The 22,672-nt window shown below is 60.5% G+C and carries 20 protein-coding genes; 6 read left to right on the forward strand and 14 right to left on the reverse strand.

Going from position 1 to position 22,672, the window contains the following annotated elements; translation table 11 throughout:
• The first annotated feature begins 249 nt into the window (after nt 1–249).
• Nucleotides 250–1,233: an aldo/keto reductase gene (locus tag FYK55_RS06815; protein WP_150075626.1), complete on the forward strand. Its 984-nt coding sequence runs from the start codon at nt 250–252 to the stop codon at nt 1,231–1,233.
• Here FYK55_RS06815 and FYK55_RS06820 read toward each other — a convergent pair.
• From FYK55_RS06820 to FYK55_RS06830, 3 genes are all read right to left on the reverse strand, one after another.
• The gene (locus tag FYK55_RS06820) at nt 1,224–2,693 is read right to left on the reverse strand and encodes a VWA-like domain-containing protein (protein WP_150075627.1); all 1,470 of its coding nucleotides are present in this window, start codon (nt 2,691–2,693) and stop codon (nt 1,224–1,226) included. The genes FYK55_RS06815 and FYK55_RS06820 overlap by 10 nt on opposite strands.
• Nucleotides 2,690–3,784: an AAA family ATPase gene (locus FYK55_RS06825; RefSeq protein WP_150075628.1), complete on the reverse strand. Its 1,095-nt coding sequence runs from the start codon at nt 3,782–3,784 to the stop codon at nt 2,690–2,692. The genes FYK55_RS06820 and FYK55_RS06825 overlap by 4 nt, the downstream gene beginning before the upstream one ends.
• Before the next feature lie 112 nt (nt 3,785–3,896).
• A complete protein-coding gene (locus FYK55_RS06830) occupies nt 3,897–4,604 on the reverse strand; it encodes a hypothetical protein (protein ID WP_150075629.1) in 708 nt (235 codons plus the stop codon).
• Between the two features lie 171 nt (nt 4,605–4,775).
• On the opposite strand from FYK55_RS06830, the gene FYK55_RS06835 reads away from it, so the two are divergent.
• Genes FYK55_RS06835 through FYK55_RS06845 form a run of 3 tightly spaced genes read left to right on the forward strand, consistent with a single transcriptional unit; the run spans nt 4,776 to nt 7,081 of the window.
• Complete coding sequence (locus tag FYK55_RS06835; protein ID WP_150075630.1) at nt 4,776–5,669, forward strand: alpha/beta fold hydrolase; 894 nt, start codon at nt 4,776–4,778, stop codon at nt 5,667–5,669.
• Nucleotides 5,666–6,556, forward strand: coding sequence for a triphosphoribosyl-dephospho-CoA synthase (locus FYK55_RS06840; RefSeq protein WP_150075631.1), 891 nt, complete (start codon nt 5,666–5,668; stop codon nt 6,554–6,556). Before FYK55_RS06835 ends, FYK55_RS06840 begins: the two co-directional genes overlap by 4 nt.
• A gap of 27 nt (nt 6,557–6,583) precedes the next feature.
• A complete protein-coding gene (locus FYK55_RS06845) occupies nt 6,584–7,081 on the forward strand; it encodes a 6-pyruvoyl trahydropterin synthase family protein (RefSeq protein ID WP_150075632.1) in 498 nt (165 codons plus the stop codon).
• 97 nt (nt 7,082–7,178) lie between these two features.
• On the opposite strand, the gene FYK55_RS06850 is transcribed toward FYK55_RS06845, so the two are convergent.
• Nucleotides 7,179–8,822, reverse strand: coding sequence for a serine/threonine protein kinase (locus tag FYK55_RS06850; protein ID WP_150075633.1), 1,644 nt, complete (start codon nt 8,820–8,822; stop codon nt 7,179–7,181).
• A 329-nt stretch (nt 8,823–9,151) separates the two neighbouring features.
• Between FYK55_RS06850 and FYK55_RS06855 the strand changes: the two genes are divergently transcribed.
• A complete protein-coding gene (locus tag FYK55_RS06855; protein WP_150075634.1) occupies nt 9,152–10,213 on the forward strand; it encodes a cytochrome c family protein in 1,062 nt (353 codons plus the stop codon).
• 38 nt (nt 10,214–10,251) lie between these two features.
• On the opposite strand, the gene FYK55_RS06860 is transcribed toward FYK55_RS06855, so the two are convergent.
• From FYK55_RS06860 to FYK55_RS06910, 10 genes are all read right to left on the reverse strand, one after another.
• Nucleotides 10,252–11,088, reverse strand: coding sequence for an ABC transporter ATP-binding protein (locus FYK55_RS06860; RefSeq protein WP_150075635.1), 837 nt, complete (start codon nt 11,086–11,088; stop codon nt 10,252–10,254).
• 170 nt (nt 11,089–11,258) lie between these two features.
• On the reverse strand, nt 11,259–12,293 hold the full coding sequence (locus tag FYK55_RS06865; RefSeq protein WP_150075636.1) for an NADP-dependent oxidoreductase: 1,035 nt from the start codon (nt 12,291–12,293) through the stop codon (nt 11,259–11,261).
• Between the two features lie 17 nt (nt 12,294–12,310).
• Nucleotides 12,311–13,576 carry a glycosyltransferase family 4 protein gene (locus FYK55_RS06870; RefSeq protein WP_150075637.1) on the reverse strand — a complete coding sequence of 422 codons (1,266 nt, stop codon included), beginning with the start codon at nt 13,574–13,576 and terminating at the stop codon, nt 12,311–12,313.
• A gap of 84 nt (nt 13,577–13,660) precedes the next feature.
• A complete protein-coding gene (locus tag FYK55_RS06875) occupies nt 13,661–14,494 on the reverse strand; it encodes an HAD family hydrolase (protein WP_235908482.1) in 834 nt (277 codons plus the stop codon).
• A gap of 41 nt (nt 14,495–14,535) precedes the next feature.
• Nucleotides 14,536–16,146, reverse strand: a complete 1,611-nt coding sequence (locus tag FYK55_RS06880) for a glycosyltransferase family 4 protein (RefSeq protein ID WP_150075639.1) — start codon at nt 16,144–16,146, stop codon at nt 14,536–14,538.
• 21 nt (nt 16,147–16,167) lie between these two features.
• Nucleotides 16,168–16,974: a segregation and condensation protein A gene (locus FYK55_RS06885; RefSeq protein WP_150075640.1), complete on the reverse strand. Its 807-nt coding sequence runs from the start codon at nt 16,972–16,974 to the stop codon at nt 16,168–16,170.
• Between the two features lie 121 nt (nt 16,975–17,095).
• Complete coding sequence (mqnC, locus tag FYK55_RS06890) at nt 17,096–18,229, reverse strand: cyclic dehypoxanthinyl futalosine synthase (RefSeq protein WP_150075641.1); 1,134 nt, start codon at nt 18,227–18,229, stop codon at nt 17,096–17,098.
• A gap of 158 nt (nt 18,230–18,387) precedes the next feature.
• Nucleotides 18,388–19,464, reverse strand: a complete 1,077-nt coding sequence (locus FYK55_RS06895; protein ID WP_315854040.1) for a menaquinone biosynthetic enzyme MqnA/MqnD family protein — start codon at nt 19,462–19,464, stop codon at nt 18,388–18,390.
• 148 nt (nt 19,465–19,612) lie between these two features.
• Nucleotides 19,613–20,353 carry an RluA family pseudouridine synthase gene (locus FYK55_RS06905; protein ID WP_150075644.1) on the reverse strand — a complete coding sequence of 247 codons (741 nt, stop codon included), beginning with the start codon at nt 20,351–20,353 and terminating at the stop codon, nt 19,613–19,615.
• A 132-nt stretch (nt 20,354–20,485) separates the two neighbouring features.
• The gene (locus tag FYK55_RS06910) at nt 20,486–20,755 is read right to left on the reverse strand and encodes a hypothetical protein (RefSeq protein WP_161604348.1); all 270 of its coding nucleotides are present in this window, start codon (nt 20,753–20,755) and stop codon (nt 20,486–20,488) included.
• Between the two features lie 465 nt (nt 20,756–21,220).
• Here FYK55_RS06910 and FYK55_RS06915 point away from each other — a divergent pair, with 465 nt between their 5' ends.
• Nucleotides 21,221–22,642, forward strand: a complete 1,422-nt coding sequence (locus FYK55_RS06915) for a DUF6513 domain-containing protein (protein WP_150075862.1) — start codon at nt 21,221–21,223, stop codon at nt 22,640–22,642.
• Nucleotides 22,643–22,672 lie beyond the last annotated feature (30 nt).

Consider the following 22,672-nt stretch of genomic DNA (forward strand, 5'->3'; position numbering starts at 1 on the left):
TACCAGTTGGCAAATCACCGATCAATGGTCACGCCGCGGCAATCCGCCTGGCCCCCCGGTTGCGGAACCCGCTTGGGGAAGTGCCATGACGCACCCAACCCGTCCTGGGCAACCAGCCCTGGGCAACTCGCCAGCTGCGGCCGCCTGACCCGCACCGGGTTTCACCGACCGCGGCGGCATGACATCATGTCGGCCCCTGGTTCCCCACCCGCCCCCGCTCCTCCCAACCCAACCAAGGCAGCTGGCCCAATGAACCTGACCGAATTCAAACTCGCCGGCGGAGACACGATCCCGTCCGTCGGCCTGGGACTTTGGAAAATCGCTCCCGACGCGGTCGCCGGATGCGTGCACCGCGCGATCGAACTTGGCTATCGTCACATCGATGCTGCCTGCGATTATGGAAACGAAGCCGAAGCCGGTGTCGGATTGGCCGCCTCCCTGGAGAGCGGACTTGTCCAACGAGACCAGCTGTGGGTGACCAGCAAACTGTGGAACACCTACCACAAACCCGAGCATGTCCGGGCCGCCTGCGAGCGGACGCTCCATGACCTGAAGCTGGATTACTTGGACCTGTATCACATCCATTTTCCGATCTCGCTGGCATTCGTCCCCTTTGAAGAACGCTATCCACCCGGGTGGTTCTTCGACCCCGATGCGGACGAGCCCAAGATGGTTGAACAACCGGTACCGATCCTGGAGACCTGGCAAGCGATGACCGAACTGGTCCAAGCCGGACTGGTCCGCCATCTCGGTGTGTGCAACTTCGGCGTCTCGCTGCTGCGAGACCTGATGGCATCGTCCGAGACCAAACCGTCGGTTCTGCAGGTCGAATTGCATCCCTACCTGACACAGGAAAAACTGTTGCGGTTTTGCCATCAGCAGGGAATCCACGTGACTGGCTTCTCGCCGCTGGGCGCCCAGTCGTATTTCTCACTCGGCATGGCGGGTGACGAAGAAGGAGTGATCGACCTGGATGTCATCAAGTCGATCGCTTCCCAGCACGGCAAGACCGCGGCGCAAGTCGTCTTGAGATGGGGCGTCCAACGCGGCACCTCGATCGTTCCCAAAACGTCGCGCTCGGAACGCCTGCGAGAAAACATCGATCTGTTCGATTTCGAGCTGACCGACATCCAGATGGAAACCATCTCGGACTTGGATCAGCATCGGCGCTTCAATGACCCCGGTGACTTTGGCGAGAAGGCCTTCAACACCTTCATGCCGATCTACGAGTGATCCCGCCGTGACGGCCGCAAAAATGCCGATCGCCCGAACCCGCCCGGGCGCCCCGACCCGCGACGGTACGTGGCCTCATCTCGGTACAACCACAGGACCCGCGTCCGCCGGTTTTTCGGTCCAGGCGGCAACGGAGCGTATCCGTCGGTGAAGATGATCAACCCATCGTAGCCGGGGTGCTGGTCAATGAATTCGATCACCGGACGAAAGTCCGTTCCGCCTCGCCCGGCAACTTCGAAGACGTGCGGCGCGCGACGAAGCGTCCAGACGTCCGAACGGATCTGGTCATCGAAACAGATCACGTCGACCGACTCCATGCCATAGCGAAAGAACTGACGAATCACCGACAGCCCGGATCGGATTTCGTCACTGCCCATGGAACCGGACACGTCCACCGCGACCAACAGGTTCGTCGTCAGGCTGTACCGGCTGCCCATCTGACGAAATCCATATCGGCGACTGGGCCGGGTGCGGGTCAAACGTCGGCGCGTCGATAGGACGCTTTGGCGAAACCCACGCAGCACACCGCGGTAGTCCAACTGCGGCCGCAGGTTCGCAAGCAACTGCTCTTTGGCTCGGCCGCCGACCGATCCCCAGCCCTCCGACTCGGCGGCCTCCCGGAGAACCACCGCGATTTCATCTCGACGCAAATCGTCATCCTGCCAGGCAGCGGAATTCTCCCATCCGACCCGCCGACCTTCTGCGTAGGATTCCAGGTCGTTCGCCCCGCGACCGGTTCCTTCAGATTCCGTCCGATCTCCCTCACCCAGATCGGATCCGCTGTCTTCGGATTGATCTGGCGATGCCGCCGCGCCGGAACCCGCTTCGTCATCGGCGGCATCTTGGTCCGCCACCTCGGACGACGCCCCGTCCCGGTCACCGACCGCTGACTGATCTCTGTCCTGCTGATCGCCGTCCTGCTGATCGCTGGCCCCCGAATAGCTGCCGGCCGGATCATTCGTCTCCCGATCATCGGAGTCCTGGTCAAAATCGGGGCGTTTGTCGGGAGGCAACTCGTCCGGGTGATCGCGACATCGCTCGACCAGCCGACGGTAGTAATACTCGAAGTACTGACGATCATCGGCCGGATCGCCCAACACGTCACGGGCGCGGGGAATCGGCAGCGGGGTTCGCAGGCACTCTTGCACGGCAAGATTGCTGGCTTGAAACGACAGGTCGCCGCGTGGCTGCCGACGTGAATAAGGATGTCCCAGCAGAATGCGCATCGCTTCCACCGCCATCACTTGCCGCAATTCTTCTCGTTGCAAAGATGCGACGAACTTCGAATTGAATTCGATCCGCCCCTCTCCCACGCGGATCGTGGCGATGTCCGGTTTTTCGCACAAAACATGTTGCGTCCAGGCCGCGAACATCAGCGGTTCACGGATCATCCAGCCTTGGACGATTTGCGAAATCCGTTGCCGCGGCGGCAACGATGCAAAGGATTCGTCACGGCTCATTCGATTCGAACACTTTCCATGTAATTGGCCAGCCACTGCGAGAGCGAAACCGACTGGGCGACGAACGCCATGGCCGGTTCGAAGCGAGGCTTCTCCATCAGTGACAACAGGTGCGCCACGGCCTCCTCAAGTTCTCGCCGTCGCAACAGCTTCAAGTACTCGGTCAATCCATCGCGAGCCAATTCCTCGCTTGCCCCAGGACACTTGCCGCTGGCAATCCAGCTCAGCATCTGTTCGTTCAGTCGCAGGATGTCCGCCAGCGACATCGATTGCAGCACCGCAACGTGCTGTTCCCACCGCAGCAACACCTCTTCCGGGGACACCGGTAGCGGGTTTGCCACACTCTTGCCGAATGCCGTTGCCGCGGCCGAACCGACGATTCCCGCAACCAGCTTGATGTGCCCCGACTCCAGCGTCGGAATCGATTCGATCAGCTTCGACACACGTTCCCATCCACGCCGATCCGGCGTTTTCATCAACCCCGACATCCAGTGCGATTCTTGCTGGCCATCGGCTCCGACCGGTCCGTCCAGAAACGCTGGCTGCGATTGAACGAACTCAACCACCCGGCGATCGATTCCCGCGCCGTGGGCCCACAGCAACCAGTCGTCGACGGTCGGAGCGAATTCATACAGATTGAAGCGCGACACCAGTGCCGGATCGAGATCCGTCAACTGGTACTCATCGCCTTCGTTCACTGCCGAGACGATCACGCTGCCCGCCGGCAACCGCTTGCCAGCCAGCGTCTTGTTCAGTGCCAATTCCATCACGGCCTGCAAAATCTCCGGCCGCGCCCGATTCAGTTCATCCAAAAACAGCACGATCGGCTGCCCTTCGTCGGGCCACCAGTACGGCGGCAAGAATTCCGTGCGGCCGCTGGCGGGATCTTTGTGCGGCAATCCGATCAGGTCTCCCGGATCACTCATCTGCCCCAAGAAGAACGACACCACCTCCATCGAACGGCGGCGAAAATGGTCAGCAATGATCTGACTCTTGCCGATCCCGTGACGCCCCACCAACATCACGTTCTGATCAGGCGGAGTCAGTTCCAAGAGGCGGTTCAGTTCCTGGGCATCGACACGGACAGGCAAGGCGATCTCCGAGAAAGATGGTGAACATTGTCGACGGGGCTGGTGCATTTTTCGACGACGTCAATGCGAGATGCCCCTCCGAAGGATCCCGCCCGGTCGGGCGAAGGGGAATTCACTCCCGCGCGATCCGCACCCAATCGGCGTCCGCGGGAACCCGTTCCACCTTGACCACTTTAAACCTGAAACCTTCGTCGTATAGCCCGCGGAGCGCAGCGATCGCTTCCCGCAACCTGGGCAGCAAACGATCGAACTGCTGCATGGGGATTCCGATTTCGAGTGCATCCTCCGGCGTCACCTGGACAAACAACCGCAGCGTGGCATCGTCGGTGACGGTGGCAAAATCGAACTCGTCTTCTAGAGCCAGTTGACGAACCTTCGCCAGAATCGCGTTCGATTGCAGCTGGCGCACACGTTGGTGTTTTCGCTCACCGGCCCGGCGATGGGCGTAAATCTGCAGGACGTCGCGCACCAGGTCCCGGATTTCTTCCACGCTGCTGACCAGGGCGGTGTGTTCGCATTGCCGCTGCCGATAGGAGTTCAGGACCAGCCGGGCCTGGTCATCGAATTCCAATCGCAGTTCGTCCCGCCGCAAATAGGCCTGGTCCGCTCCCGGTTCGGGAATCGTGAATCGGCACAGCGTTCGGGACCGAGAATCCCGGTCCCCCGGGTGATGGGTCACCCGCACGCCGTCAATGTCCTCGATTTGTTCTCGCCACTTGCGGGACAGTGCCAATCGGTCGGCGCGATCGACCGGAATCGGAGCCCGCCCGGAAAAGTTCTCACGGAACAGCTTTCGGATGGATTGCGATGGCAGTTTCAACGCGGCGTCCTTTCCAACAAGGAGGGCTCGATCGACCGCTGATGGTAGGCCATGGGGCGGGTTTTGCCCACGGAGGGACGACTTCCACTGTGCCGACAAACCGGGCACACTGTACACATGCAGAACACCATTGACCCCTCGCGGATCCCCACTTCAAATCCACCCCGGCGGATGCCTGCTCCCGACAGCCGTTTTGAAATTCCCGCCGCGCGTTTCGATGTGGGCGGTCATTGCATGGCCTACCGCGACGTCCGCCCCGCCGGCACCGGTCCCGACGCCGCAACCATCCTGTGCGTTCACGGCAACCCGACCTGGAGCTACTACTACCGCGGTGTGTTCCAAACACTGGCAGATCGCTACCGCATCGTCGCGGTTGACCACATTGGTTGTGGTGAGAGCGACAAGCCGTCACGCGCCGATTATTCCTACGCCTTGGCCGATCACCAAGCCAACCTGATCGCGTTGATCGAGCACTTGGACTTGCGGCGGGTCCACCTGCTGGCCCACGACTGGGGCGGTGCGATCGGCCTGGGATCGGTGGTTGCCCGAAAGGAACGCTTCGATTCGGTGATGTTGCTAAACACGGCGGCGTTCCCGCCGCCCTATGTCCCCTGGCGGATTGCGGCCTGTCGGACGCCCGTCCTGGGAACCGCTGCCGTTCGTGGGCTGAACGCCTTTGCCCGAGCCGCTGTGACGATGGCCATGAATCGCAATCGGATGTCACCGGACGTCGCGAAAGGATTGCTGCGTCCCTACGATAGCTGGGACCACCGTGTCGCAATCGATGCCTTCGTCCGAGACATCCCGATGACGCGCCGACACCGCACCTACCAAACCTTGGTCGACTTGGAAAACGCCCTTCCATCGTTGAGCGACCTGCCGGCACTGCTGGTCTGGGGGATGAAAGATTGGTGCTTTCGGCCGGAATGCTTGAGACGGTTTCAGTCGGTGTGGCCATCGGCCGAGGCCGTCGAGATCGCGGACGCGGGACACTATGTCCTGGAGGATGCGCCCGAAGAAACCTTGAGCGCGATCGAGTCATTTCTGGCCGACGTTGCGAAATGACGGACCCGCTGGAAACGATTCGTTGGCAATGCGAAAGCCAGGCGGACGCGATTCGGTGGGCTTGCATTCTGGAAGCCACCGCGCCGAAAGCGGGCAACGTTTTCCCCGGACGCTCTTTCCCGGACCTGCGATACGTCGACTTTGTGACGGCGGCGGAAATCACCGCCGAGGCGTTTGACCGGTCCGCCAAGCCGTTCAGCCGGACGGTCTGCCGAATCGTGGAAAGCATTGCGGACCAGATCGGCAGCAACGTGAACTTGGGCATCCTGCTACTGCTCGGCCCGCTGGTACAAGCCGACAACAGCCCCCACGGCCCCGACGATCTTTCCATCTGGCAGGAAAGCGTTGCCAACGTGCTGCATTCCCTGACACCCGAGGACAGCCGAAACCTTTACGCCGCAATCCGCGCGGCGGCGCCCGGGGGCATGGGCGTCGCCACCCAGATGGACCTGTCCGGGCCGCCGCCGAAAAGTTTTCTGGCGGCGATGCGATCGGCAAAGTCCCGTGATCGCATTGCGGAGAACTACGCGGACGGCTTTACCGATCTGTTCCAAACGGTGGTTCCGATTCTTCGCGAGTCGCTCCAGCAGCGGGGCGACGTCCTGGCAGGCATCGCCGATGCACACCTGCATCTGCTGGCCGAACGCCCCGACACACTGATCCTGCGAAAATTCGGACCGGAGGCGGCTCGTGATGTCCAGCGAAAGGTTCCCGCCGATCGGCAAGACCCTCGTGCCATCGAAGACTTCGACCGTTTCTTACGGCAATCCGAATCGGTTCCGGCCGCCGCGATCCAAACCGCGCTGCCACGTCACCCCTACAACCCCGGAACCACGGCAGACCTGATCGCCGCCGCGCTCTACATCCTATTACGTGTCAAACAATAGTTTCCAAGAATCAAAGCGTTCCATTCGATGAACCAAGCCACCTTCCGCGTTGACGTTTCTAAAGAACAGTTCGTGTTTTCCGCGGCTCACTTCATCACCTTTGCCGGTGACATCTGCGAGCGGCTGCACGGTCACAACTACGGTGTGCGTGCCAGTGTGGAAGGGCCACTGGATGAGAATCGCTACGTCGTGGACTTCATTGCCCTTCGCGATGCCGTTTTGGAACAGACGCTGGCGTTGGACCACCACGTGATCCTTCCGCGCGACCATGGAGAAATCATCGTCACTTCGGATGACCGGGAAACCACCGCCACGTTCCGTGATCGACGTTGGGTGTTTCCCAACGAAGACTGTGTGATTCTGCCGGTCGTCAACACGACGGCGGAAGAATTGGCGCGAGTGATCGGCGAGCGGGTGCGTGAGAAAACCCGTCCGCAGTTCGGCAACGCAATCGATTGGATCGAGGTTGCGGTCGACGAGAACCACGGCCAATGGGGAAGTTGCCGCTTGCCCTGGAACGAATGACGGCGGTCGTCATTTGGCAGCCAGATGGTCATGACCGACGGCGCTCCCCCGCGCAGGCGGGCCATGATTCGGCATGCCGAATCGCTGAAGCAGCAGGTCACTCGTTCTCAGCCAATCGCTTTTGTGCTTGGTCGATCAGCGGTTTCAGGTTCGAATTGTCGCCGTAAAGTTCGACCAGGCTGTACCAGATCTTCCTGGCCTCGACGACGCGATTGTTCGCCAACAACTCATCCGCCTCGTCCAACTTGTTTTGCACGATCTTGGCCGCATCGGTCTCGCCGGAAGCTTTCTTTTCCAGGATTGCGATTTGGTAACGGGCCGCGTTGACCGCCGTTTCGTACTGCGAGTCTTCTCCCAGCACGGTGACCATGCTGCGGTACTTGTCGATCGCCCTGGCAAAGTCTCCGTTGGCGGCGTACTCCTGGGCCTGCTTGTGCAGCAGTTCTCCCTGGTCTTTGATCGGCAGGTTGTTCTTGATCTTGACCGACAGCTGATGCAGGAACTGGATCACATTGATCCGATCGATTTGCTGCTGGGCCCACTGAGCATTCGGTCCGTCAGGAAAACGGACCAGAATTTCCCGCAGCGGTTGTCGTTCGGCTTGCGCCAGCGCGGATCGCGTGTCTTGAGCGATCAAGGCTTCGGCCCGCTTGCGCAAGGTCTGCTCGCTGGCGGGCCAGGCGACGTACGCCAACAACAACAGGATCGCCACCAACCCGCCAATCAGGAACCAAGGCTGGTCGTGCCACACCGTTGCGTCGACGTCCTCTTCCTCCTCCTCTTCAGCGGCGTTCAGATCCACGACCCCGCGTCCGAGCAAGGCTCTCGCTTCGTCTTTTTCTCGCTGCGTCGTCACTTGCAAGGGGCTAAAACCGCTGCTGACATGTTCCGCCACGCCGGCTCGGGACAGCGAGCGTTTTCTCACCTCGGCGAGAGCCAGTTTGACGGCTGCGGCCGTCGGCGGACGGTGCGCCGGATCCTTTTCCAGCAACCGCATGACCAGCTTGTCCAACCAAACCGGGCATTCAAAAACGATCGACGCGGGTGAGACGGGAATCTGGGTTTGGGCATTTGCCCGCACTTGCTCAATCGTTTCGCCATCGATCGGCAACCGACCGGTGATCGCGTGATAGATCAAGGCCCCCAACGAGTACAGGTCCGATGCCGGAGTGCAGTGATCTCCCGGACTGTTGACACCCGGTGCGATCAACTCCGGAGCCTGCCTGGCGACCTGTTCCACCGTCGGCGGCCGGGTGGTTCGAAAGGGCGACGAGAAACGGTCCTGGCGCAGATCCAGCAACACCGGACTAAATCCGGTGATGATGATCTTCTCCGGCGAGATCGCGCCGTGCACGATGCCTTGGCTGTGCAGGTACTCCAATGCGTCGGCCAATCCTTCGGCGATATCCAACGTGTTCTCCCATGACAGCCGGCCGGTGCGTTCCAACTGGCTGGAGAGCGTTTCCCCCTCGATCAATTCGTATGCCAGGTAGGCATCCGTTTCTTCAAATCCGCCGCCGTAACACTTGGCCACCCCGGGATGTTGAATCGGTTTCAAACGTTCCCATTCGTCAGCAAAGTGGCGACGTGCTTCGGGAGTCCCACCAAACGGCGCCGAAAAGACTTTGACCGCCACGGCCTTTTGATGCTGCACATGAATCGCGCGCCACACCGAGCTGGTCGACGGATGGTCGCCCAGTTTGGATTCGATCGCGAGTGGCCCAAGACGGCTTCGAGGCATCAGTCGGTTGGAGACAGGAGGCGTCGGCAGCGGAAAGCCGGGAATCCGCTTCGCCTCCAGTATATCCGCTCCACCGGCGACGACGACCACAGCTCGCCGGCGGCGAGCGCTGGCCGAACGGCTGCCGACTATCAACCGCACTCCTGCCAGGCTGGCGACAGTTTCAGCATCCCGTTCATGACCTAGAGTTTTCAACCGATCGGAGCTTCGCCGGCCCCGCCGCCCGCTTGCGGATTCTTCCGCTGTACCACCTTCCGATCATGCCGATTGTGCCGGCGATGCGGGCGCCCCGAAATCCTCTCCCTGTTTCCATCCACAAGAAACAACTCATGACCCGCCCGGTACTGCTCGCACTGAACCTCCCACTCTGCTTGTGGATCTTCAGCTCCCCGATTGCGGCCCAATCCGTTCTGGTGACCGCTCCCGGCGAAGGCAAATCCATCCGCGACGGCTCGGTTGCAGCCAGCATCCTGGATCCGACTTTGGTCCAGGGGAACCAGTCGTGCGTCAAATGCCACGCGGCAGACGTTCAAATTTGGAAGTCCACCCCGCACGCATCGACCTTCGACCTGCTGCACCGGCGGCCCGAAGCGAAGCAGATCGCGTCCAAACTGAAGCTTCAATCGATCAAGCACGAAGGTCGCTGCGTGGCTTGTCATTACACGCAACAACAGCCCCACGCCGACGCGGCTCCGGAGGTCATCGCCGGCGTGTCCTGCGAATCTTGCCACGGCGAATCCGCAAACTGGCTGGACCTGCATCACGACTACGGCAGTCCCGCATCGACCCGCGAATCGGAAACGGCGGAACATCGCGAGATGCGACTGCGAAAAAGCATTGCGGCGGGAATGCGAAACCCGAGCAATGTGTACCTGATCGCCCAGAGCTGCCTGCGATGCCACACGACCGCAGACGAAGAATTGGTCAATGTCGGTGGCCACTCACCGGGCAGCTTGGATTTCGAGTTCGTTTCTTGGAGCCAGGGCAGCCTGCGTCACAACTTCCTGCGCAGCGATGGTCAAACCAATCAGGCCAGTTCGCAACAACGACTGCGGGTGATGTTTGTTGCCGGAATGATCGCCGAACTGGAAGCCAGCTTGCGGGCCACCTCCGTCGCAACCCAAAGAGCGGTTTACGGTATCACCGCGGCAAAACGAGCTCACCGTGCCATCCAGCGTTTGCAAAGTGTCGCGCAAAAGGTGGACGATCCGGCCGTCAATGAAATCGTTCAACTGGCCGTCGGGATTCAATTGAAGCTGAATCACCAGGTCGCACTCCGCCAGGCCGCCGATCGCGTTGCGGAGTTGGGACTGAAGTTCGCAGAAACCAATGATGGCCTGAACCTGCAGCCGCTGGACGCCTACATTCCTTCGTCCGATCGCTGGAAGTAGTCGGATCGCTGAAAGTAGTCGGTGCTTCGCTACCATCTTCAAGCTGACGGCAGTGTCCGGACGGAACTCGTCCCGGCCTCATACCAACCACTCGGAAGCCGGGTCAGACGCACGGGCGTTTGGTACAGTTCGCTCATGCGACCTTCGGTCAAACCCTCTTGCTTGGCGCCGTCAAAGGCCACCTTCCCGCGATCCAGCAGGATCACGTGCTCGATTCCCGGTGGAATCTCTTCCAAATGGTGCGTGACCAGCACCAACGTGATCGACGGGTGCCGCGAGAGCGAATCAAGGATCTCCAGAAAGGTGGCCTGGGCCGCCATGTCCAATCCGACCGTCGGCTCGTCCAGCACGAAGATGTCCGGTTGGTGGACGATCGCGCGGGCAATCAACGTCCTCCGTCGCTCACCGGTCGACAGGGTCGCCAACTGCCGATCCCGGAGGTGCGTCATGCCGACCAATTCGACCGCACGATCGATTTCGCGTTGCATTGCGGCGGTCAACCGCGGTCCAAACTCTTTCAACTGCGTCGCGGTGTAGCCGCTGGCCACGGCCTCCAACACGGTCATCCGTCCCGCCCGGCCCTCGCTGAATTCCAGATCTAACTGTGCCGACACGACGCCCATTCGCCGCCGCAGCCGCGCGACTTCCCAAGCAGATTCGCCCAGGATGCGAACGGTTCCCTGTTGACCGCCGGAGTCCACCGACGGATAGAAGTGTCGCATCAGGACCTTCAGCAGCGAGCTTTTGCCAGCCCCATTCGGCCCCAAGACCGCTGTATGACGCATGCGAGGAATGGCCAACGATATCCGGTCCAGGATCCGTGTCCCGTCGCGGACCACCGACACATCGCGCATCTCGATAAGTGGAGTCTCCACAACACACCGCCCGAAGCCAAGAGTCGATCAAGAAACGTGTCGACGAAACCTACACGGATCTGCGGCTTCGTCCAGTGCCCTCATTTCGAGGTCCCCATACCGTCGTCCACGTCCGGAGTGGCGGGGGACGGACGCCGGACGACGCGGCGCGAGCACGAAGACCCACACGATTATTCGTCGCCGACTTGCACCACCAACTTGCCAAAGTTCCCGCCTTCCAACATGCCGATGAATGCCTCGGGGGCATTTTCCAACCCCTGCACCACGTCTTCTCGGTAACGCACCCGGCCTTGTTGCACCCACGGCTGCATCGTTTCCAAGAACTCCTCGTAGCGATCACCATAATCCTGGTAAATGATGAATCCCTTCATCGTCAACCGTCGCACCAGGATGGTCTGCATCAACAGTGAAAGGCGGTCCGGCCCTTCGGGCAATTCGGTGTCGTTGTAGTGGGCCACCAGCCCGCACACGGGGATCCTGGCACAGGTGTTCAACAGCGGCAGCACGGCGTCGAAAACTTTGCCCCCGACGTTCTCGTAATAGACATCAATCCCGTCCGGACAGGCGGCCGCCAATTGATCGGCGAAGTCTCCCGCGTGGTGGTCGATGCAGGCATCAAATCCAAACTCGTCCGTCCCCACGCGACACTTCTCAGACCCACCGGCGACGCCCACGACACGGCAACCCTTGATCTTGGCGACCTGCCCGACCACGCTGCCGACGGCGCCGGTCGCCGCGGCCATCACCACGGTTTCCCCGGGCTGTGGCTGGCCGATGTCCAGCAAGCCCATGTAGGCGGTGAAACCGGGCATTCCCAGAACACCCAGCGCCCAAGACGGGCGATCCAATTCATTCCCCAACGGCACCAGTCCTTGGCCATCACTGACGCAGTAGTCCTGCCAGCCGCTGTAGCCCAGCACCCAGTCGCCAACGTTGAACGCATCACTCTTGGATTGCTCCACCCGGCAAACGGTGCCACCGACCATCACGGCATCCAATCCGACCGGTGGGGCGTAGGACGGTGCATCGCTCATGCGGCCACGCATGTAGGGGTCCATTGACAGGTAGACCGTCCGCAACAGCACGCTGCCATCGGGCACCTCCGGAAGCGTCTCCGTTTCCAAACGAAAGTTCTCCGGCGTCGGGGCGCCATCGGGACGCGACTGCAAAACGATCCGCCGATTCTGCTCGTGGCTCTGAGGCATGATTCCTCCTTCGCGTTTCAGAACTGGTCCTGGCCGGTGAAATTGGTCACCAGCGCACGCAACTTTCGGCGCAACACGCTGTAGCTGAAGAAAGCCTTGCCGATCTCGTAATTGAAATCGACCATCGCTTCGCGGTACTCCCGGTCCTTGATGATCCGTTCAACCTTCGCCACCACGTCGCGCGTCAGGTAACCCTGCATGGCGATGACTTTCGCACCTTTGGGTTCGATGTCCGCGACGTAGATGGAGTAACGATTGACCAGCACGGGCTTGCGAAAATAGAACGCCTCTAGCAACGCGTTGCCGAATCCCTCGTACAAACTCGGATAGGTGATGAAGTCCGCTTGGGAATAGGCATCGGCCAACGTGTAGATCTTGCGACCGTCGGGAAGCTTGTCCCGCTTGTCACCGACCTGCTGATCACAAAGCAACAGATCCACGCCGCTGGCTTCGGCCAAGTCCTTCAATGCGATCAGGTACTCATTGCCTTCATCGCCGCTGGCGTGTGAGATCACCAATTTACATTTGTCGTTCTTCAACGCGGCGACCAGCGCGATCGCATGTTCAATGCCTTTGCGGGGAACCACCCGGGTCGGCTGCAAGAACAGGATGTCATCTTCCTCCAGCCCGATGTCCTTGCGAAACCCGCGCGCGTACTCATCCACCTCTTCCGGCTCGTTCTCGAAATCCAGAACGTTGGGAACCAGGATCGAAGAGACGCCGCGACGATGCGCCAAGTCTTCCTGGGCAAACGAATTGATCGTTACGTTCTGAATTTGGGGCAGCGCCGGAGGAAAGGCCATCCACAGCAAGTCGGTCACCGCGGAAACGCTGAACCGATCACGCTCCCAAAAAAAGTCGTGGTGGTGCGCGATCGTTGGAAACCCGGTTTCCGCGATGAAGTGCGTTAACGCGACTCCCAGCGGAATGTTCATCGGGATGCAAAGCGCATTCTGGACAATCAACAGATCCAGATCGAACCGCCGCGTGAACTCGTACAGAGTGCCTTTCAAATAGTCCGCCAAGGCATAGATGCGCCGCGTCACGTCCGGAGTGCGGGTCCGGGTCCCAAAGGCGCGCCGATTGATCCACTCGATATCCGGATGTCCAAAGTACGCGTGTGGCACGACCATGGACGTATCTCGGTCGCGGTCGCTCTGGCCGGAGTACCAGTAGCTCACATGACGCTGGTCCCACAAAACCTGGGCCCACTTCGCACTTTCCAATGAAACGCCGTCGGTGCCCGCAAACCGAGTCCCGACAAATCCGATCTGTACGCCCATGACACGAAAGTTCTTCTAGGTGGCAATGGTGGTGTCGTCACGCTCCCGGAGATTCTCCGGACCAGCGTGCCGTTCGCTGCGTTCCTAACACGACTCCGGCAGACAATCTAACAACTCGCGGAGATCTGTCAGGACAAGGTCCTCCGACAAACCCTGCATCCGCGGATCGTCTTGGCGATCACGCATGCTTCGTCGGTCACCGACGAACCACGCCGTTCGCAATCCCGCTTGACTTGCCGCCCACACATCGTTCAACCGGTCGTTGCCAACGTAGATCGCCTGGTGCGGCGAGATACCCGCCCGGCGCAATCCATCACACAATACGTCAAACAAACGCGGTCCCGGTTTCGCCTGCCGATAGCGGTTGGAAAAGACACACAGGTTGGGATCAAACACCGAATCCACCCCAAAACGGCCTGCCAATTCTTGCACCAGCGGCAGCGTGAACCCCTGCGCGTTACTGACGATTCCCAGTGGCCGGTCCGAACCGTGCAGTTCCGACAGCACCCGCTGGGCCCCGGGCATCGGCCACGTCGGGTTGACCCGCGCCTCGTACTCGGCAGCCAAGCGGTGACACTGTTCGGTCGAGAAACCATCGATGCCGCAGGCCAACAGCGTTGCTCGCCAAACCTCCACAATGTCGACCTCGGGCTTGGGACACTCGGCCGATTCCCGCGCCCGGTTGGTTCGATGGATCTGATCGTGCAACTGGTCGATCGTCGGTGGGGCGGCCCGCCCGCAATCGATTCCCGCGGCCCGCAGGGCCGGAACGATGTGTCCACCGCGATCCTTCTCATCGGCGGCGCCCACGTCGCCGGTACCGCTGATCAGCAAGGTTCCATACACGTCAAAAATCACGGCCCGCACCTCGGGCATCGGACTCAGTCTGGACGTGACCCCCGTCGGCAACGGGCTCATCTCGTGACGCCGGCGCAATATCGCCTCACACCAGCACGACATCATGACGCTCCTTCCGCCGGACGGGCGTGAATGACTTCGGTTCGGCAGGGAAAAAAACCTTTCTGTGCCGAGAGCAACTCGATTGCCTGTCCCCCCAAAACAGCGGCTTTGCCCCCGACCCCGCTGCTCCGGGCACCGCCGATCTCCGCCGCTCCGGTGCGGATTTGCCGGTAGGCTGCCAGCAGTCGTTCGCCGGCTCGATCATTGCCGTACTCTCTCTCGGCGACGGTGTGGTTGTGCTCGATCGTCGAAGATAGAAACGGGGCCGATAACGATGCGATCAGATCCGCATTTCGATCACGCACCGAATTCTCAAAGCCGGCATCGTCGTGCATCCGGCGAAGCACCTCGACCTGTCGATCCGCCGTCAGCAACGCGAAATCGATCTCGCCGGAACTCGATGCGGCCAGCGACGCGGGCTCGACCGTCGGCCGAAAGGCTATCGGGATCGACTGCCAAGCCGCATGATACGCCTCAGCGATTTCGCGGCGAACTTCGCCTGCCCAGCGGTCGTCAACCGGCACGACGACCTCATCATAGAACCGGTCCAAACGAAGGCCGGCCGATTCGAAATCTCGGACCACGTGTGGCAACCGCCTGGCCACCACCCCGCGTCCCGCCAACCAGGGTTCCAGATAAGCCATGCCAAATCCTTCGGCGACACTGGTCGAAATAACAAATTGCGAGGCGGAAAGATTGTCCAGAAACGTCACGTCGGGAAAGTGACCGACGTCGAAGATCGCCCGGGGCGCACACACGACCGCCACGTCACGCCACCGCCGGTACGAAGCTCTCTCGACCGCCGTCGTCGGCTCCAGCGTCACACCAGAGTACATCGACGGGGGCGTCAAACGCGACAACAACAGAAACTCGCCCAAGTTCTTACGACGGATGCCGCGGACGGGATACACACACCACGTCGCATCACTCGGCAGCCCGGCAGCTGCTTGAATCTTTCCCCAGGCCTGATCGGGGTCGGGCAGGATGGCGCCATCGAACGAGACGCTATTGGGGACCACGTGCAACCGCTGCGGTGCCACGCCCAAGTCCGCCATCACTGCGGCGTCGGCCGTGGTCAGCATCGCGTAATGGATCCCAGGTGCCTGGGGGAACTCGTAAGCGGCGACATCCGCGGGGACACTTGCACCGGCAGCGTCGATCAAGCGAGCGTAATTCTCCGGACGAAAGTCCTCCGCAAAATCATGAATCTGCAATAACTGCCGCCATCCATCCGCCGCCAGCTGTTTGATGGCAGCGGGATGGGCAACATTCTTTCCCAAGGCATGATTGTGCCAGTGCAGAACCGTTTGTTCCGCCGCGATGCCGAATTCGCCGAGCCGATCGCCTAAGACGCGCGCGATCGTTTCGCCTCGCTGCCGTGCGTCCGCCAATGGGCGGTCCGAGCGACGCAGTTCTCGGTCGTAATCCAGCTCCGGCACCACCACTTGCCGGCTGCGATCCAGCGTCGACGCGCCGATCCCGCTTTGATCCAGCCCCGAAACTAGAACGATGGTTCCGTCGATCCGTCCGCTAAGCGCCGCAACCTGGTTCTCCACAACCTGGGTCACACCACCGGGACGAAAATGGGCGTGCAGGAAAATGACGTTCAATGAATCTCCCGAAATCGTCCGCTATCGAGGCTGATTGGGCAGGTTGGTTGCCACGATGCCGTCATTGCCATAGTTGTCGATTTCGTTGACATCCAGTTCCTCGCGATACTCCTCCGTTTTGACGATCACGATATCGCCGCCCTCGTCTTCTTCGACCGCGGCACCGTGGTGTCGCGTCAACTCCAGCGTGGCGAGAAACCATCCGATCAGGGCGGACTTGTGCACCCCGGCATCGACCAGATCCAACAAAGGCACCCGCCGATGCGCTGCCAATCGACGGTGAATCTTCTGCATGTACACGTGGATCGGCGTGTCGTCGTAGATGACTTCCGTTTGCGGCGGGCCGGCCGCCTCGCGCATGATCCTTCCGAAAGCGCTGACCAAATCCCAGATTTCCAAATCGGCGATCGGCTGGTCCCCCGGATCAATTCGGCGACGCGGCAAATCGTCCGCCAGACGCTCGTGTCGCTGCTGCCAACGGAACGCCATCTCGTCCAGAACCGAAGCGGCGTCGCGAATTTCCTTGTACTGCAGCAACCGCTCGACCAGTTCCGATTGCGGATCCTCGATCTGCGCTTCGGTTTCCTCCTCGTCCACCGTTTTGGGCAGAACCGCCTGACTTTTTAGCTCCACCAGCGTGCTGGCCAGATCCAGAAAATCACCGATGTCGGCCAGGTCCAATTCCTTCAAGACCTCCAGGTATTCACCGTATTGCTCGATCACCTTGGACAACGAAAGGTCCATCAAACTGACTTCCTGGCGGCGGGCCAGATAAAGCAGCAGATCAACGGGACCGTTGTAAACCGGTAATTCGACGCGAAAGGGCATGTGGCAACCGAAGGAACGGTCGGGATCATCCGAGAACAGACATGGTCATTTTACCCCAAATCGATCCCGCAGAAACGCATCGCCGCGCGTTTGGCTGATCCGGGGCAGGTTGCCCCACCGTTCAGACGGCCAATTGCACCACTTCGCGGGGACCGGTTCCGCCGTTGGCCCGAATCGCTTTTTGCTCCAACTCTTCGGACACCAGGTTGTAAAACACGTCGCGCTGTCGTGGCTGGAACCCGAGTTCCTCAATGGCTTCGCGGATCTGCCGCAGAGACAAAAAGTGAACCGTCCCCGCCTCGGCCACCACGTTCTCCTCGATCATCAAGCTGCCCATGTCGTTGGCACCAAACAACATCGCCAATTGGCCCATCTTCAGTCCCTGGGTCACCCAACTGCTTTGAATGTTTGGCACGTTGTCCAGAAACAATCTCGCGACCGCCTGCGTCTTCAGGTATTCAAAGGAGCCCGTCGCGGGCAGGTGATCCAAGTCGGTGTGATCCGGCTGGAACGTCCAGCAAATGAACGCGGTGAATCCGGACGTTTCGTCCTGCAGATCACGCACCCGCTGCAGGTGCTCCACCCGTTCGGCCAACGTCTCGACGTGCCCAAACATCATCGTCGCGGTGCTGATGCCGCCCAATCGGTGCCAGACACGCATCACGTTCAGCCAGTCGTCGCTCCCCACCTTGCCACGCGTCAACTCATTGCGGACGCGATCGACCAGAATCTCCGCGCCGCCGCCGGGGATGCTTCCCAACCCGGCCGCCTTCAATCGTGACAGCACCTCTTCGATCGGCAGGTTGTTGACCTTGGTGAAATGATGCAATTCCGGCGGGCTGAAACCGTGAATGTTCACCGAGGGATACGCCGCTTTGATGTCGGCCAGCATCTCCTCGTACCAGTCCAGTTTGAACTTCGGGTGCAAACCGCCCTGCAGCAAAATCTGGTTGCCACCCAGTTCGACCGTCTCTCCGACCTTGGCCAGCAACTCCTCACGCGGCAGCACGTATCCTTCATCGCTCTTGGGTCCGCGATAAAACGCGCAGAAATGGCAGACGGCCGTGCAGATGTTCGTGTAGTTGATGTTTCGGTCGACGTTGTACGTCCGCACGGGCTCGGGATGCATTCGCCGCGACACCTTGTCCGCCGCCGCACCGATCGCCGCCAGATCATGACTCTCCAACAGACGCAGCGCCTCGTCGGCCGACAGACGTTCGCCGGCAACAGCTTTTTCAAGTATTTCGGTGACCATGGTTGGTTCCAATCCGGATCAAAATGCAATGTAACCGTCTGCGAGTTGGCACCGCGATCAAAGCAAAAGCGGCGATGCCATCTCCCTCGTCTCGCCGCCAAGCGTCGCGATTCCGAAGTGACGCGATTTCGACGTGATCGAGCGCCAACGACCGGCCGCTAGCCATCGGCGGAAAGCCGTTGCGTGGGCAACCCGCCGGATCGCTGTCGAAGCAATCCTAACTCCAGGCACCCCTGCTGGAACAGCTGCAACCCACTGCGTTCGGCCGGCCCCAGGTGAAAGTGCAGATTCTCAGCAAAATAGCGGTGCAGGTCCTCATTTGTCAGCCCGTGGGCCGCCGCATGCTCCGCCGCAATCGACTCCAGGTTGGCACATCCCTCGTCACGACATTCGGCGAGCAGCTGCTGCAATTCCGACGTTTCAACGCCCGGACGCGCTACCCACATCGCGAACACGAACGGTGTCTCCGTGTGTCGGCACCAGCGATCACCCAGGTCCCAAATCTCGCTGTAAACGCCCCGTTCGGGATGCATCGCCCGATCACCAATGACCAGCACCGCATCGGCATCCGCCGATTCCGGCGATTGCTCCATCGACAACAGCGTCGTCTGCGGCCGCACCCCGTACATCTGCCACAACAGGACGCGGACAAGCGCCGCGCTGGTCCGGCTGCCCTCATCCAGCGCCAGGCGCCGAATCTTTTTGACCGGCACCCGACTGACCAGTCGCACGCTCCAGACGGGTCCCCGACAACCGATCGCCGCATCGGACACGATTTGGTACCGATCACCTTGAAAGTATTCGACCGAAGGAATCAGCGCCACGTCCAACTCACCAGCCTGAAGCTGTGTCGCCAAACGACTCGGTAGATTCAACGTCAGGGAGTCTGACGGCCCCAGCCGGTCACGCAAACCGTGAATCAACGGCTTGGTGTTCAAATAGGAGACGGCACCGATGCGGGTCATGGTCCAAGCAGGGGTTGTTGGTTCGTCGGCGGAGCGGCGTCCACACCCGGTGGCCGCCGACACTGCGAAGAAAACCGCAATCACGCATGCGAAACAACCGCGACCGGCGACCGCCGCGCGAGAATTGTAAAACAATCCGGCCCGATCGGCCCAGACGGTCAACCAGACGGTCAACCAGACGGTCAACCAGACGGTCAACCAGACGGTCAACCAGACGGTCAACCAGACGGTCAACCAGACGGTCAACCAGACGGTCAACCAGACGGTCAATCATCGCCCCATGTCGCCCTTCCCAGTCGCCCCTCTTCGCCAGAGCGTGGAAAAACCGTCACGTCCTCGCGCCACCGACCGCCATCCGTCCTGCTTCCGATTGACCGCTTTCCGCTCTCAAGGCGACGGCCCGCGAGACGGCAAAAACTCAATTCAACGGCAGTTCGGAGGCGAAGGGACACCCCGCGGTCACTTCCAGACGTTTTCCGGTCTGCGGATGATGGAACGCCAGCTGTTCCGCGTGCAGCGCAATCCCCCTCCCACGCCCGCCAGCCAAATCGTCGGGGGACGGCCCGTCGGAAGCGACGCCAACGCCGCTGGGGGCGCAGTCGAGGGCGCCATCGGGGGCGCCGTCGGGAGCACCGTACAGCACGTCCCCGAGGATCGGCATTCCCCGTCCGGCGGCCTGCACGCGTAGCTGGTGCATGCGTCCCGTGACGGGTTTCAAACGCAGAAAGCTGCGGTTCCGCTCCGGGTCGGATCGCACCGTCCAGACCTCCGTGACCGCCCATTTGGCGCCCGGATCACCTTCGCGACAGATTTCGGCCGCCGCGCGACCGTCGACTTTGCGGACAAAGTCCTCCCAGGTCTCATCCAGGTTCACCACCCCGTGCACCAGCGCCACATACGTTTTGGTGGTCTTTCGAGTGGCAAACTGATCGGAAAACAGCCGCGCAGCCCGTTTTCGCAAAGCCACCAGCAGCACGCCGCTGACGCAACGATCCAAGCGATGGGGAAACACCAGGTAATCCTGCTGACGTTGCAATTGCTCTCGCAGACGCGACTCCACGCTTTCGATCCCGACCGGCGCCTGCGTCGGCAGACCGGCCGGCTTATTGACCGCAAGGGCGACATCAGTTTGCCACAACACTTCAAGCGGACTTGGCATGGAGGACCCGTGTCAACAAAAACCCGGTGTGGATAAGTCCGTGGAAAACGAAAACGGACACCACGCTTTCAAACTCGATTGTAAGCGCAAAGTGCATCGCACCGGTTGATTCACACGGCTCATCCACGCCTTTTATCCACAGCATTCCATCGGATCCGACGCGATCTCTGGCATCAACGATCCGTTGGCGTGCAAGTCAGCCATGTTCAAGTCAGCAACGTACAAATCAACAAGCCTCTTCGGATCGACCTCCAGGGCCAACGCTGAAAGACCGTCGCTGAAATCGCGAGCTTCGCGATGGGACCCGATGCGAAGGGCTCCGATGCGAAGAGACAGAGAACCCGCTTTTCGATGCATCAAGAAAACAACGTGCAGGGAGGGCGTCAAACCGCGTGCATGCATCGAGCCGACATCAGCCCAAACAACGTCAGCCCAGCGCAAAAAAAAACGAGAGATCCCGGCCACGACAAACACGGAAAAGCGATGAATCGCTTCCCGCACTTGTACACGGATCTCTCGCTGTGGGATGTTGTACGCAGTGTCCAGCTTGAGTCAAGAGCGAGTCGGCGTCGTGCAAGCAAAAAAATTTCATGCTTGAATCGCGCCGCTGACCGACGCTTTCAACATCACGGTTCCACAACTTGCGCTCCAATTGACCTTTCGACTTCGCAACGTGGGGTAACATTCACGACAGGTCTGACGTTGCCATCCATCGGACCGATTGCGTGTTTGTTCGGGTAACCGTCAGCTCTTCGCGTCGTTGTTGTTCTTGCTCGGCATCCCGCGTTGATACCTGCATCCCAAACACGCTGCCTGCCTCCCCGCTGATTGCATCAATTGCCTGAACGTTTCACCACGCCCATGGAAATGCAAACCTCCCTGGAGCTACCGCAACACGCACACTTGCACTTCGTGACCGGAAAACTTGCCGAACACGCGGTGCGAAACACGGTGGCGCCTTTGGCGGAGCAATACCGATTCGGCTATTCGGTCGGCGTGATGCCGATCACGGTGGCTGCGTTGATGACGCCAAAATGGCTGGTGCGAAAGCTGGATTTCCCGCCGGAAACGACGCATGTGATCCTGCCAGGCTATTGCGATGCCGGCGTGGAAACCCTTCAACAGACGCTGCAGCCGACGGTCGTGGTTGGCCCCAAAGATTGCCGCGACCTGGCGGTCCTGTTCGGCGGTGGCACCGAACCACTGTCACTGCAGGAAAGCGACATCGAAATCATCGCGGAGATCAATCATGTTCCGCGGTTGCCGATGGATGAAGTGTTCTCAATCGCGCAACGGCTTGCCCGCGATGGGGCGGAAATGATCGATCTTGGTTGCGATCCGGCGACACGATTTCAAGACCTGGGCCGCTGTGTGAAAGGATTGATCGACCTCGGGCTGCGTGTTTCGGTCGACACCTTCGACCCCTGGGAAGCTCAAACCGCAACCGATGCGGGCGCTTCACTGGTGCTAAGCGTCAACCACAGCAACCGACACGCGGCGCCGGATTGGAACGCCGAAGTGGTGGCCATTCCGGACACGCCAAACGACCTGGACAGTTTGGACAAGACCGTGGAGTTTCTGACGCGCAACAACGTCCCCCTGCGGCTGGATCCGATCCTGGAACCGATTGGCACGGGACTCGCAGCCAGCCTGGTCCGTTACGCGACCGTGCGCGAACGTTATCCCGAGTTGCCCATGATGATGGGGATCGGCAATCTGACCGAATTGACCGATGTTGATTCCGCCGGAATCAATTTCATGTTGTTGGGGATTTGCCAGGAACTGCAGATCGGCAGCGTCCTGACGACCGAAGTCATCAATTGGGCGCGATCTTCCGTGCGGGAATGCGATCATGCCCGACGGCTGGTTCATACGGCAGTGCAGCGTGGCGTCCCGCCCAAGAACATGTCCGACCAGCTGGTGATGCTGCGTGATCGTCGGCTACTGCCGTTTGACCCCGCGACACTGACCGCGCTGGCGGAATCGATCAAAGACAACAACTATCGACTGTTCGCCCAGGACCAATCCATCCACCTGCTTTCGCGTCAACTTCATTTGTCCGATCGGGATCCGTTCCGGCTGTTTGATCGGCTCTTGGACGAACCGATCGCGGAGAATGTCGACCGCGGACATGCGTTCTACCTCGGCTACGAAATGGCCAAAGCCTCCATCGCATTGACGCTGGGAAAGCAATACGAACAGGATCGGGCACTGGATTGGGGTCTGCTGACGCGTCCCGAAACTCTTCACCGGATCGCTCGCACGGCTCGTCGCCGGCGCAAGCAATAGCGGGTGGAATCGAATTCGCGACACCGGGAA

It is taken from the genome of Roseiconus nitratireducens (assembly GCF_008629675.1).
GTDB classification, from domain to species: domain Bacteria; phylum Planctomycetota; class Planctomycetia; order Pirellulales; family Pirellulaceae; genus Stieleria; species Stieleria nitratireducens.

What these genes read in the sequence shown, in the direction of transcription:
- FYK55_RS06820 (WP_150075627.1), bottom strand. Translation starts at nt 2,693, where the DNA reads ATGAGCCGTGACGAATCCTTTGCATCGTTGCCGCCGCGGCAACGGATT.
- FYK55_RS06885 (WP_150075640.1), bottom strand. Translation starts at nt 16,974, where the DNA reads ATGCCCTTTCGCGTCGAATTACCGGTTTACAACGGTCCCGTTGATCTG.
- FYK55_RS06835 (WP_150075630.1), top strand. Translation starts at nt 4,776, where the DNA reads ATGCCTGCTCCCGACAGCCGTTTTGAAATTCCCGCCGCGCGTTTCGAT.
- FYK55_RS06850 (WP_150075633.1), bottom strand. Translation starts at nt 8,822, where the DNA reads ATGCCTCGAAGCCGTCTTGGGCCACTCGCGATCGAATCCAAACTGGGC.
- FYK55_RS06910 (WP_161604348.1), bottom strand. Translation starts at nt 20,755, where the DNA reads ATGCATGCACGCGGTTTGACGCCCTCCCTGCACGTTGTTTTCTTGATG.
- FYK55_RS06840 (WP_150075631.1), top strand. Translation starts at nt 5,666, where the DNA reads ATGACGGACCCGCTGGAAACGATTCGTTGGCAATGCGAAAGCCAGGCG.
- FYK55_RS06855 (WP_150075634.1), top strand. Translation starts at nt 9,152, where the DNA reads ATGACCCGCCCGGTACTGCTCGCACTGAACCTCCCACTCTGCTTGTGG.
- mqnC (WP_150075641.1), bottom strand. Translation starts at nt 18,229, where the DNA reads ATGGTCACCGAAATACTTGAAAAAGCTGTTGCCGGCGAACGTCTGTCG.
- FYK55_RS06915 (WP_150075862.1), top strand. Translation starts at nt 21,221, where the DNA reads ATGCAAACCTCCCTGGAGCTACCGCAACACGCACACTTGCACTTCGTG.
- FYK55_RS06905 (WP_150075644.1), bottom strand. Translation starts at nt 20,353, where the DNA reads ATGCCAAGTCCGCTTGAAGTGTTGTGGCAAACTGATGTCGCCCTTGCG.
- FYK55_RS06815 (WP_150075626.1), top strand. Translation starts at nt 250, where the DNA reads ATGAACCTGACCGAATTCAAACTCGCCGGCGGAGACACGATCCCGTCC.
- FYK55_RS06845 (WP_150075632.1), top strand. Translation starts at nt 6,584, where the DNA reads ATGAACCAAGCCACCTTCCGCGTTGACGTTTCTAAAGAACAGTTCGTG.
- FYK55_RS06870 (WP_150075637.1), bottom strand. Translation starts at nt 13,576, where the DNA reads ATGGGCGTACAGATCGGATTTGTCGGGACTCGGTTTGCGGGCACCGAC.
- FYK55_RS06865 (WP_150075636.1), bottom strand. Translation starts at nt 12,293, where the DNA reads ATGCCTCAGAGCCACGAGCAGAATCGGCGGATCGTTTTGCAGTCGCGT.
- FYK55_RS06875 (WP_235908482.1), bottom strand. Translation starts at nt 14,494, where the DNA reads ATGAGCCCGTTGCCGACGGGGGTCACGTCCAGACTGAGTCCGATGCCC.